Here is an 11,828-nt window from a genome sequence, read left to right as displayed (position 1 = left end):
AAAAAACTGGCTTATATGAAACATATCAAAATATTATTCCTGGTTTCCGGTATCCTGTTATGGACGGGATGTACCAAACTGGATGAAAAACTAAAGGGTGAGGCAACAGATTCGCAGGTAGGCGGCAGCGGCGGCTCTGCAGATGCCTTGCTGAAAGGGGTATATAATTCCATGCGCCTGCCTTACCAGAGTAACGACCAGGTATTTGCCCTCTCTGAAATGAGTACCGATGAACTGATAGCACCCACCCGTGGCGGCGACTGGGACGATAATGGTGTATGGCGTGTAATACATTCACACCAATGGGATGGCGATAACATTCACATTCGTGATGCATTCAATAACCTGGGCGGGGTAGTGTATACCGCTACCAACATCCTGCAGTTTAACCCATCTGCCCAACAGGCAGCTGAAGCAAGGTTCCTGCGGGCCTTTGCCATGTTCAGCGTGCTGGATCTTTTTGACCAGGTACCTTACCGCGATCCCGGGGAAAAAGTAACCCAGGCTGCAAGAGTAAGAGTAGGTACAGAAGCGCTGGATTATATTATCACGGAAGTGAATGATGTAATGACCAACCTGCCGGATGTAGCCACTGCAAAGAATAACATTACCAAGGCTAATAAAGATGCGGCGAGAATGTTGCTGATGAAGTGTTACCTGAACAAAGGCGTATTTGCCAACAGGGCCGCCCCTACGTTTGATAATGCAGACCTGGCGAAGGTAGTAACCCTGGCCGACGAGATCATTAACAGCGGCCGCTATACATTCAGCACTAATTACTTTGATAATTTCTCGCCCAATAATGGCAGCTTATCCAAAGAAAATATTTTCACTGCAGAGAACCAGGGCGGGGTGGATGCCGGCGGTTTAAACTCCATCTGGCATACCGTAATGCATTACAACCAGTCGCCTCCCGGCTGGAACGGATGGACCACACTCTCAGATTTCTATGGCAAATTTACAGCCGGCGATGTGAGAAGAGGCGTTGCTTACCCTACCGGTACCGGCGGTCCTGCTAACCCGGGCAAACGTGTAAACGTGGGCTTCCTGATAGGACAGCAGTATAATCTTACCACCGATGCGCCCCTGGATGACAGAACCGGCGCTCCCCTGGTATTTACGCCGGAGGTGAACAGCATTGAAACCGGCGCCAACCTGGAAGTAACCGGTATCAGGGTGCTGAAATACAGCCCTGATTATGTGAACGACGGGAACGGCAAAGTAGATAATGACTTTGTATACTACCGTTATCCGGATGTGCTGCTGATGAAAGCCGAAGCCCTGCTGCGCCAGAGCAATGCAGGTGCTGCCTTGCCGCTGGTGAACCAGGTACGCGCAGCCCGCGGTGCAGCTCCCATGGTTGCAGTAACACTGGATCAGCTGCTGGATGAAAGAGGAAGGGAATTTTACTGGGAGAGCTCACGCCGGCTGGACCTCATCCGCTTTGGTAAGTTCCTGCAACCCTGGCAGGAGAAACCTACGGATGATCCAAGGAACCTGATCTTCCCCATTCCCAGCCAACAGCTGGCGGTTAATTCAAATCTGAAAAAGAATCCTGGATATTAGATATTAAGGGATGTCAGTTATTAAACGTAAAAAGAGGGCGCCACAGCAAAAGTGGCGCCCTCTTTCAATTTTAAGCAGCATAAAATAATTTATGAGCGGCACATACAACTATTCCGTTCGTAAGGTGCGGGCCGGATTGGTAAGGGCGGTTCTGTAAGTCTGAATGCCAATAGTTAAAATACCTACCAGGAAAAGCAGGCCTGCACATAACAGGAACAGGCCGGGGCCCAGGCGCGGATGATAAGTGAAAATGTTCAGAAACAGTGCGCCCAGGAAATAGCCTAAGGGCAGGGCAATGGCAGCCGCTATCAATATTAGTTTTAAAAAGCTCCAGGATAACAGGGTCATGATCTGCAGCACATTGGCGCCCATTACCTTGCGAACGCCCACTTCTCTGGTACGTTTTCCCGTGCTGTAATTCACCATGCCCAGCAAACCCAGGGCGGCAATTACAAAAACAATGAACACGATCACAGCAAATAGTTTCAGGTCCTCATTTTCAAGATAATCTTCATACAGCTCCCGGGCGTACCATGAGTATACAAAGACCTCGCCAGGGTAAAAGCGTTTCCAGGTATGCGTGAGCGAGGTTGTTAATTTATCTGGTGTTACGCCGGCAGCTACCTTAACAGACATCATCTTAAAGGCAGATGGCTCATAAGCCAGCACCAGTGGAGATACCGGCAGCTCATACGCCATAAAGCTGAAGTTCTTTACCACGCCGCTGACAGTTACCTCTGTGCTGTCCAGTAAAATGATTTGTCCGATCGCATCTTTAGGGTGGCCTAACCTCAATGCCAGTACGGCTTTTTCATTGATCACTACAAAATGATCTGCCTGTGCCGCCGGTAAATTATTACCGGCAATAAATTGCAGCTGCATATTCTGAATAAAAGCAGCATCCACCGAATATTTAAATGCAGCCTGCAGAGATGGTTCAGGAGAAGGCCGGCTTATTTTAATACGTGCAGCAGCTGCATTTAACGGGGCCGATGTCAGGCCAATACGCTCAATGCCTGCTTCATGCGCCATTTCATTCCGCAGCAGCTTGTAGTCAGCGCTATCCGGTAATGGAATGTTGAGTATTTGTTTGCGGTTAAAATTTTCATTATCTGTTGCCATGTATTTAAACTGGCTGTACATAGTGCCGGTGAAGATCATGAATACCAGCGATACTACGAATTGTATTACGATCAATACTTTCCGGAACCCCGTTTTACCAATGCCGGCAGGCAATAAAGTGCCTTTGAGCATTTGAACAGGTTGATAGGACGATAGGATGCGGGCAGGTAATATGCCCGCTGCCAAACCGGTTAGCAGGGTAAAGCCAATAAACACTATCCATAACAGGCTGCCATTCTGCACTTCCCAGCTAAGCCAGGGGGCATGTATAAACGATTTCATGAACAGCAGCCCCAGATACCCGATAATAAAAGCCATCGCTGATAACAGCACGGTTTCTATGAGGAACTGCAGGATCAGCTGCCGGCGCAGGGCGCCTGCTACCTTGCGTACGCCTACCTCCCGGGCACGGCTAAGTGAACGGGTTAACGTAAGGTTGATATAATTAAAACCTGCCAGTGATACGATCAGCAGTCCCATAATAATATTGACCAGTACTTTAAACAAAGGCTCTACGCCGGGATTATTGATCAGGTTTTCAAAAGCAGGGGAGATGCTGCGTACCAGCTGTTTACGGAAGGAATGCACCTGCATGTCTTTAAAGTCAACATGCTGTGCATTATCTTTTGCAATGCCGGCAAGTGCGCGGTCCAGCACGGCTGGCGGTGCGCCTTTGGATAAGCGTACAAATGTAAAGGCATTATAGTTTAACCAGTCGGCCTGTCCCTCGCTGGGATACCGCAATGGAAAAGTTGCCATCGAAACTGCCATATCAGATTTAAGGTGCGTGCTTCTGTTGCCTAACGGTGCAAACACACCGGTAATGGTAAGTGTGCCAAAGTCTTTCTGTTCAAGCGTTTTGCCGATAGGATCAGCGGCACCGAAAAATCGTATGGCCGTTTCATAAGACAGCACTGTAGTATACGGTTCTAGGGCCGGCTTGCCTCGCTGCAAAGGGAAGTTGAATAACTCATAATAGCCGGCATCTGCATATATGCCATTTACCGGTAATGATTTAATGCGGTTACTGAAGCTGCCACCAATGCCGCGTATTACACGGGCTGTTTGCTCAATGCCGCTTTGTTCGTTCTTTAGCTTATCTGACAGGGGCAGCGGCGACGACGCAAAGGAAAATGTTTTGCCATCTTTGCCGGTAATGTCTGTTAAAATGCGGTAAGTACGGTCCGGGTAAGGATGAAAGGTATCTTTCTCAAAACTGCACTGAACCTGTATAAGAATGAGGAAACAAAAGGCAATAGCCAGTCCCAGGCCTATAATGTTGATCAGTGAAAATAGCCGGTATTTCCAGAGGTTGCGCCAGGCAATTTTAAAGTAGCTTTTTAACATAGCAGGGTAAAGTTAATGCTGGGGCACCATAAATGTGCCATGCTGTTACGGGTCTTATAATCAATTGGTTAAGTGATTGCGGTTGTCCGGTAACGGAACAGGCATGTGCGTTTACGGACAGTAGTTTTGATTACTTTTAGTATGATGACTGCATCTGTTATTCTGTCATTTCTTTGTACATTTGTTGCAACAGTATCGTTTAGTAATCCGGCTGACTTCCATAACCCTTCAAATACCGTGACAACTTAAATTAAGAAAAACCTTTGTCTATGAAAACTAATTATTTACACCGTGTAGTGTTAACCGTTATAATGACATTTATTTTTACCGGTTGCAGCAAAGGTGAAGCTTCAGATACCAGCAAGGCAAACCCGGAGCCTGTTACTACGGCTGTAGTAAGTGCAGCAGTTTGTTCCGCACCGGCATGGGCCTCCCTGAACGGAGGCACTACCGGCGGAGGCGCCGCAACGCCAACCATTGTTACTACCTATGATGCTTTAAAAGCAGCTATTCAAAATAAAAGCGTTAAAGTGATAGAGGTTAACGGCACCATTACCATACCTTCCGGAGGCAGGATCTCTTTCCAGGACCAGACAGGCAAAACCCTCTTTGGCAGTGCAAACGCCCGCTTAGTTTCAACAGACCAAACCCAGGATAACTCAGGCATTATCTATATCAGGAGATGCAACAACATCATTATCCGGAACCTGGTCTTTGAAGGGCCGGGCGCATATGATGTAGATGGCTGGGATAACGCCACCCTGGATGCATGTAATAATGTATGGGTAGACCATTGTGAATTTAGGGATGGAGTAGATGGTAACTTTGACATTAAGAACACCTCCGACTACATTACGGTTTCCTATTGCAAATTCACTTACTTAAAACCGCCAAAAGCAGGCGGCTCAGGCGGTGCTGATGATCACCGGTTCACTAACCTGGTGGGCTCCGGTGACGGCGCTACTGCAGACAGGGGCCACCTGCGTATTACTTTTGCAAGATGCTGGTGGGCAGCGGGCTGCGTGGCAAGAATGCCGCGTGTACGTTTTGGCCAGGTACATGTTGTGAATAGCTACTTTAACAGCACTGCCAGCAAGAGCTGTGTACAGGCCGGTTTTGAAGCAAACCTGTTAATAGAATCTAATGTTTTTGAGAACGTTAAAAACCCGGTTGACCTGATGAATAAAACTTCTACAGCGGTGCAATTAAAAGGCAATACTTTAACCGGCACTTCAGGCACTGCTGCCGGCAATGGCGTTACCGCATTTACGCCGCCTTACAGTATTACCATACTCAATGCATCCAGCGTAAAAGCAACGGTAACAGCATCCAATGGCGCAGGAGCTACCTTAACAGGCAATACCTGCTCAACGCTATAGTTACAGGGGCCTGAAAAGCTATCGAAGCCGTCTCATAATGAATGGGACGGCTTCTTTATGTGCATTCCGTATTTTTAGGCAACTTTACCTTCAAAACATGCGCTAATGGATCTCGATGTTATCATTGACAATGTATATATGCTGCCTGCAAAGTCAAAAGTCAGCCTGAAAGCAAGCATTTCAGAAGTGACTTATGCCAGGGGGCATTTGCTGTTTAAAGTGAACAAGATAAGCTCAGATATTTACTTCATAAAAAAAGGTATGGTGCGCGCTTATGCAGAAACTCCCGATAATGAGGTCACTTTCTGGTTCGGCAAGGAAGGTGATACAGTGATCTCCATGAAAAGTTATGTGCATGACCAAAAAGGATATGAAAATATAGAGCTATTGGAGTCCTGCGAATTATATCAAATGAAAGCTGAAAACCTGCGCAGGCTTTTTGACGAAGATATTCATATTGCCAACTGGGGCAGAAAGTTTGCGGAGCAGGAGCTGGTAAAGGTAGAAGAACGGCTTATTTTCCGGCAATGCAGAACCGCCACGGAACGTTACAAAGAGCTGATGGCAACCGATCCTGAACTGCTGCAACGGGTTCAGCTGGGCCATATCGCCTCTTACCTGGGCATGACGCAGGTTAGCTTAAGCAGGATCAGGGCTGAATTAAAATAGCCCGCTGCTTTTTATCATTTGATAAATTTTTACTCCGGCTAACTTGCGAACTTGCAGTCATAAAATCAATTAGCATGAACTGGATCATTTTAATTATCGCCGGCTTGTTTGAAGTAGCATTTACCTCTAGTCTTGGAAAGGCAAAAGAGTCAGCCGGCACAGCTATGTATTTGTGGTATAGCGCTTTTCTGTTTTCATTAGTAGCCAGTATGCTGTTATTAATGAAAGCCACCCAAAACCTCCCTTTGGGAACCGCTTACGCAGTGTGGACCGGTATTGGCGCCGTGGGCACCGCCCTGATGGGGATCTTTGTATTTAATGAGCCTGCCCATTTCTGGCGGCTGTTCTTTATAGCAACATTGATAGGATCTATTGTTGGACTTAAATCGGTATCCCATTAAATGGGATGCCGTGGATGGTGCAGGTTGTATGACTGACTGCAATTTATTCGGTGGCTAACCCACAGGAATTACGGATATTTGAAGGATTAACCGGTAAACTGTAGCTCAATGAAAATACCTGCCAGAATAAGAACGGAGTTCATGATGATTGCGGCACTCCTTTGCAATCTTTCTATACTATCGGCTCAGAGCCGGCAAGACTATAAGGCATACCATCTGTCGATTATCAGAGCCGAAGAATTAATCGTACAAAAAAAAGCTACTGCTGCGCTCGATACTTTTTCAAAAGTTTTTGATACCTATAATTTTGTATTCCTTAGAGATTATAAAGTTGCCACGGAGCTAGCCTTGTATTTGGGCGACAAAAAAAGAGCTTTCCATTTCCTCAGGATGGGCATATTAAGCGGATGGACATTAAAAGAAATCAAAAAAGAGAAATTTCTGTCGTCTTTACGAATGGATAAAGAATGGAAGGAGGTAAAACGGCAATATGACTCCTTACATGCAAAGTACTGGGGTAAACTTAACCTGCAACTGAGGAAAGAAATACATAAGATGTTCAAAGATGACCAGCATCTGGCCCTCGCTAATCTGTTTAAAATAAGCCGCAAAGGCAAAGAAAGATTACTTCATAAAAAATTCATTCCTCAAAGTGAGCGGCAAATGGTGAAGCTGAGGCGTATAATCGAGGAAAGCGGTTACCCGGGTGAAATGATAATTGGCAACAGCATATGGATGTGGACGATTTTAAGTCACCATAACTCTATCTCACCAGCATATGAACAAAAAGATACCTTGTATCTATCTATGAAACCGTTGTTAATAAAGGCCATTCAAAAGGGCGAGCTGTCTCCTTACGACTATGCCGTGATCGAAGATTGGTATGTGGTCGTAAAATCAGATCATAAAGAGGCTGCTTATGGATATCTCAATACACTCTCAAAGAATGATATCTCCAGGTCGAATAAACTGAGGGCTGATATCGGAATGCGCACTGTGGAAACCAGGAATGCATTGGTAGATATAGAAGAACAGACGGGGATGGATTTTTATTTAACCGGCAGGTTTTGGGAGATCGGGAAAATAGTTCCTAAGGAGAAGGACTGAATGTTGTATATATAAGAAATAGAATATGTTTTATGAACGACTGAATGAATCAGGTTTCCTGATTCATCACTGCTATTATAACAGCCTACGGATTTTTCGCGGCTATTCCTAAACCCAGGGAAGATGAAATGTTATTGATGATTTCCTGTGTATGTTCAAAAATAAAGAAATGTTTTCCCGGGAAGATCTTTATTTCAATGTCATGTGTTGTTTCCTGTCTCCATTCACAGGCTTCCTTGTATTTCACTTGTTCGTCATCGCCGATCATTACGGTAATGGGTAGGTCCAGCTTTGTTGTTGGCTCGTAGTTATAGGTCTCCACACTTTGGAAATCCGATCTTAATATAGGTTCGAAAAAATTAATTATTTCAGGCTGCCGGAGCAAATCATCCGGGAAACCGCCCATCGCTTCGACTTTACGGATAAACTCCTCGCGGGGCAATGCAGATATGCCTTTTGTGCTCCTTGCAGCAGAAGGCCCCTCGCAGCCGGAAACAAACAAATGTAAAGGTTTATTCAATCCCATTCGTATAATTCTAACAGTCACCATGTAAGCCAGCAGGGCTCCCATACTGTGCCCATATATCGCATAGGGAACGTCAAGCCGGTTCCTGATCTGATCTAAGAGATCATCCGCCATCATTTCCATATCAGTTAAAAGTGTTTCCCGCACCCTGGCTCCTCTGCCAGGCAGCTCAATTGGGATAAACCTTAGGTTATCTGCAGCCAATGAAATAAACTGCCTATAGGAATACTTACTTCCACCTGCAAAATGAAAACAAAAAATGTTGGGTTCCATAGTCCCTGGGTTTAATTGATTGGGTAATATCGGTGACATTAAAGGGTTGGTTACAACTAATGAAAATAGAAAATAATGACGGATAATAGAAAGTATCCTTAGAAAAAGTGAACGTACCCGCACTTGTACCGGCAAGGCTGCGTAATAATATTATATTATGCGTATATATGTGTATGACGATTACAGGAAGATTGAAAATGGCTGGTGTAAGTAATTAAGAAAGTAAGACGAACATTTTCTTTTTTAGTATTTATTTTTTTATATTGGTTCTACCATGTTAATTCAGGTGCTTTAATCATGTATGCTAAACTAAGAGTCATAAATTTAATTCCATTCCGTCGTTGTTAAAGACTTTTGTTGTATCCATTATTTTCACTAAGCAAGCTGTAGTATTATCCAATCAGAAGATCGTTACGAAAATCCGGGGCGTAGAACCACCCTATAGAATTGAAATTACATCGAAGTAAAAAATGACTACCGGTTAACCAGAGAAGAAGAATATTTATAACCATTTGCGAAAACTCATAACTGTAAGCCAATGTTAAAGTCCTCCATTAATGTAGCCTTACTTGACGAAGAATCCCTGTTTAGTAAATTACTCAAAAATTACCTGGAAACAGCCGGAAATGTAAAGGTCGTCTTTTACGGATCTGATCAGTCGGCACTTCAACGAAAATTAGCGGATATCAATGCTGATGTGTTGCTGACGGGTTTATTTATTAACCAGCAGGATATGTTGGAAACACTTGAGCTTATTCGTGAAACATCGCCCGGGGTAAAAATACTGGTGTTGTCTAAATCAACGGACATGGAGCTGATCAGCGGTTTGCTGGACCTTGGCATACACGGTTGTATGTCCAAAATGAGTGATCCCGATGAAATTCTTGGCGCAATTACAGAGGTCGCCAGTGGGAAAATTTACCGTAATAATTTGTTTACAGAAGCTTTGTACTGGAGCCGGCAGGATCATACATTGGCTCATGCTTCCTATGACCTGATTGCGCTCGACGATCGTGAAAAGAGGATTTTGCAGCTGGTCTGGGAAGAAAAAAGTAATAGAGAGATAGCGAATGAAATTTTTATCAGTGTAAGATCTGTTGAGAAGATCCGGCAGGACCTGAGAAAAAAAACGGGTATTAAATCAACGATCGGATTGATGAAGTATGCTATTAAAACCAGGATTATTTTGCTCCACCCACTCGTTAATAGCGATTGCTGATAATGTATTTAAATGTGTAATATATTTCGGCGCGAATTTACAGCCTTGATTTTTTTTAGTAGTAACCGCAACGAAAATTCGTAGTCCTAACATAGATAAATGTTTTTTTTGGCGTTATCTTATGACAAGTTTTGTGTCAGTGTTAGCGGCATTTAGTCTCCATGTTTTGATTGTTTTTGCAAGGTCTGGTACTTGCAGTAGCGATAGCTGTGCAAGCATGCTTGTTGCGATTTAGTTGTAATAACCATAAATAAAAATAGCATAACTCCGTATCAATTATTGACACCCCTGACAGACTCCTGTTGTCAGTTATTATAATCTCCAGATTCAAAAATCCAAAAAAATATACATATGGAAGCGTACAAACTCACGCCTGAGGAAAGAGCCTCTTTCTTTCAGAATGGTTTCTTTGGTCCGTTTAAAGTATTTGAGCAGGAGGAGGCGCTGAATAAATGGAAGAAGATCCGAAGGTCCCTGATGATGGAGAAGAGTAAGGTGTATCATGAAAATAAATATCATTATGACAGGCACCTGGATATCGATCTGATATCAGAGAATATAACCAACCCCAAAATTGTGCATAAGCTGCAGAGCATTATCGGACCGGATATACTTTGTTGGCGAACAGAGGTATTCTCAAAATCGCCGGGTGCAAAGGGCACGGAATGGCACCAGGTGGAAGATTTTGCTTATGCCAACAATAACGCTCCCCAGCTTATTCCAACCGTTAAGCAGAAATGGGGCATCGTTCTTACGGTTTGGATAGCATTTTCAAAAACCACCAGGGAAAACGGCTGTATGAAATTTCTGCCGGGATCTCATGAAAGAATGTACTTCGATGAGTCCAGAAAATTTGAAAAAAAGATCGATATGGATAGTACCGGATTTTATGGATATGAATTCGCAGATCTGAAATATGATCCGGACTGGAAACCGGATGAATCAAAAGCAAGAATAATGGAGATGGAGCCCGGTGAAGCCGTCATCTTTACAACAAAATGCGTTCATGGATCAACTCCAAACATCACAAAAGATTCAACGCGATATAGCACTAACATCAGGTATGTGCCCTGCTCTACCAAAATATTCCCCGGGTTAACAGAAGTATGGGATCACGGAGAAAGATATGACCTGGAAAACTACCGATCTGTATTAGTGTCCGGGGAGGATAAATATGGATTTAATAAGTTAACGGCCGAGAATTATAATGGCAGAACATTTGTCGCGAATGCAAATGTATTGAGCGAACAGGAGATGGGGCTTTTAGATAAGGAAAACCACCTGGTATCATGAACAATTAAGTATTAACCTCCTTTTTGGACACGTATGAAGATAGTGCAAAGTTTCTGGACATATCCTATGGTCAACTCTAATCCGAAAAAGGTGGACCTTCGGTTAAACGGCGGATGGCCGGTCAGGCTGTATAATTATTTTAGCTGGAGCTATAGCTGCCTTTGCTTAAGACGTCACTACCAGGACGTAGAAATAGTAACAGATACATTCGGACGGGAGCTGCTGATAGATAAACTGCGCCTGCCATACACCCGGATCGTGATGGGGCTTGATGACTTTAAAGAAGCTAATTCATTGTTATGGGCGCTGGGAAAAATTCAGGCTTACAGTCTTCAGGATGAACCTTTTATTCACATAGACGGGGACATTTATATCTATGACAGGTTCAGGCCAGACATGGAAAAAGCAGATATTATCGCGCAGAACATTGAAACCGGATTCAGATATGGAGGCGACCTGTCTTTTGAGTATATGCCGGAATATATGGAAGGGGTACTGGATCGCGGGGGAGATCTGCATGCCTTCAACCTGGGAATTTTCGGGGGATGTAATACGGAGCTTATCAAAGCGTTTTCTAAAGAAGCGTTCACTTTTATCGATAACAATTACGATAAAATTACTGCTGCCAATTCGGGAGCCATCAATTCTGTTTTCGAACAGGTATTGTTATACTGCTTTCTCCAAGGTAAAGAACTGGACATCGCATGCCTGTTCCCTCCGCAGGAAAATTTCCCTGCCTCTATCGGCCATTTCCATCCCAATGACTACTCAAAACAATATATTCATCTCCTTGGATCACTAAAGGAAAGTTTCTATCACTATAAGACCCTGGAATCCAGACTGGAAAAGGAATTCCCTGATTATTACCGGAACATCATCGATTTGTATAGCAGATCGGAGATCTGAAACGGGGTTTTGTTGTTAAT

At 44.1% G+C, this 11,828-nt stretch carries 10 protein-coding genes; 8 read left to right on the top strand and 2 right to left on the bottom strand.

Annotated elements, in window-relative coordinates; all coding sequences use genetic code 11:
* Window positions 1–15: 15 nt before the first annotated feature.
* Complete coding sequence (locus KVT36_RS07990) at window positions 16–1,566, top strand: RagB/SusD family nutrient uptake outer membrane protein (RefSeq protein ID WP_217602964.1); 1,551 nt, start codon at window positions 16–18, stop codon at window positions 1,564–1,566.
* A 108-nt stretch (window positions 1,567–1,674) separates the two neighbouring features.
* On the opposite strand, the gene KVT36_RS07985 is transcribed toward KVT36_RS07990, so the two are convergent.
* The gene (locus KVT36_RS07985) at window positions 1,675–4,035 is read right to left on the bottom strand and encodes an FtsX-like permease family protein (protein WP_217602963.1); all 2,361 of its coding nucleotides are present in this window, start codon (window positions 4,033–4,035) and stop codon (window positions 1,675–1,677) included.
* Between the two features lie 269 nt (window positions 4,036–4,304).
* Between KVT36_RS07985 and KVT36_RS07980 the strand changes: the two genes are divergently transcribed.
* The 4 genes from KVT36_RS07980 to KVT36_RS07965 all read left to right on the top strand — a co-directional run bounded on the left by KVT36_RS07980 (window position 4,305) and on the right by KVT36_RS07965 (window position 7,591).
* A complete protein-coding gene (locus KVT36_RS07980; RefSeq protein ID WP_217602962.1) occupies window positions 4,305–5,414 on the top strand; it encodes a polysaccharide lyase family 1 protein in 1,110 nt (369 codons plus the stop codon).
* Between the two features lie 105 nt (window positions 5,415–5,519).
* Complete coding sequence (locus KVT36_RS07975) at window positions 5,520–6,083, top strand: Crp/Fnr family transcriptional regulator (RefSeq protein ID WP_217602961.1); 564 nt, start codon at window positions 5,520–5,522, stop codon at window positions 6,081–6,083.
* Between the two features lie 74 nt (window positions 6,084–6,157).
* On the top strand, window positions 6,158–6,484 hold the full coding sequence (locus KVT36_RS07970; RefSeq protein WP_217602960.1) for a multidrug efflux SMR transporter: 327 nt from the start codon (window positions 6,158–6,160) through the stop codon (window positions 6,482–6,484).
* A 108-nt stretch (window positions 6,485–6,592) separates the two neighbouring features.
* A complete protein-coding gene (locus tag KVT36_RS07965) occupies window positions 6,593–7,591 on the top strand; it encodes a hypothetical protein (RefSeq protein ID WP_217602959.1) in 999 nt (332 codons plus the stop codon).
* Window positions 7,592–7,676: 85 nt separating this feature from the next.
* On the opposite strand, the gene KVT36_RS07960 is transcribed toward KVT36_RS07965, so the two are convergent.
* The gene (locus KVT36_RS07960; protein WP_217602958.1) at window positions 7,677–8,390 is read right to left on the bottom strand and encodes a thioesterase II family protein; all 714 of its coding nucleotides are present in this window, start codon (window positions 8,388–8,390) and stop codon (window positions 7,677–7,679) included.
* Between the two features lie 538 nt (window positions 8,391–8,928).
* Here KVT36_RS07960 and KVT36_RS07955 point away from each other — a divergent pair.
* The 3 genes from KVT36_RS07955 (at window position 8,929) to KVT36_RS07945 (ending at window position 11,808) form a co-directional block, all read left to right on the top strand.
* Entirely contained in the window at window positions 8,929–9,609 is a 681-nt protein-coding gene (locus KVT36_RS07955) for a response regulator transcription factor (protein WP_217602957.1), read from the top strand.
* Between the two features lie 351 nt (window positions 9,610–9,960).
* Window positions 9,961–10,902 carry a chlorinating enzyme gene (locus KVT36_RS07950; RefSeq protein WP_217602956.1) on the top strand — a complete coding sequence of 314 codons (942 nt, stop codon included), beginning with the start codon at window positions 9,961–9,963 and terminating at the stop codon, window positions 10,900–10,902.
* Window positions 10,903–10,935: 33 nt separating this feature from the next.
* A complete protein-coding gene (locus KVT36_RS07945; RefSeq protein ID WP_368670009.1) occupies window positions 10,936–11,808 on the top strand; it encodes a DUF6734 family protein in 873 nt (290 codons plus the stop codon).
* Window positions 11,809–11,828: the final 20 nt, after the last annotated feature.

Origin of the sequence: Chitinophaga sp. GbtcB8, assembly GCF_019091455.1 — a bacterium.
Taxonomy (GTDB): Bacteria; Bacteroidota; Bacteroidia; order Chitinophagales; family Chitinophagaceae; genus Chitinophaga.
Note: the sequence above shows the minus strand (reverse complement) of the source record. Positions and strands in the feature narration are given on the sequence as shown.

Coding starts and splice junctions, on each gene's coding strand:
- KVT36_RS07985 (WP_217602963.1), bottom strand. CDS start 4,035: ATGTTAAAAAGCTACTTTAAAATTGCCTGGCGCAACCTCTGGAAATAC.
- KVT36_RS07975 (WP_217602961.1), top strand. CDS start 5,520: ATGGATCTCGATGTTATCATTGACAATGTATATATGCTGCCTGCAAAG.
- KVT36_RS07970 (WP_217602960.1), top strand. CDS start 6,158: ATGAACTGGATCATTTTAATTATCGCCGGCTTGTTTGAAGTAGCATTT.
- KVT36_RS07945 (WP_368670009.1), top strand. CDS start 10,936: ATGAAGATAGTGCAAAGTTTCTGGACATATCCTATGGTCAACTCTAAT.
- KVT36_RS07990 (WP_217602964.1), top strand. CDS start 16: ATGAAACATATCAAAATATTATTCCTGGTTTCCGGTATCCTGTTATGG.
- KVT36_RS07980 (WP_217602962.1), top strand. CDS start 4,305: ATGAAAACTAATTATTTACACCGTGTAGTGTTAACCGTTATAATGACA.
- KVT36_RS07950 (WP_217602956.1), top strand. CDS start 9,961: ATGGAAGCGTACAAACTCACGCCTGAGGAAAGAGCCTCTTTCTTTCAG.
- KVT36_RS07965 (WP_217602959.1), top strand. CDS start 6,593: ATGAAAATACCTGCCAGAATAAGAACGGAGTTCATGATGATTGCGGCA.
- KVT36_RS07955 (WP_217602957.1), top strand. CDS start 8,929: ATGTTAAAGTCCTCCATTAATGTAGCCTTACTTGACGAAGAATCCCTG.
- KVT36_RS07960 (WP_217602958.1), bottom strand. CDS start 8,390: ATGGAACCCAACATTTTTTGTTTTCATTTTGCAGGTGGAAGTAAGTAT.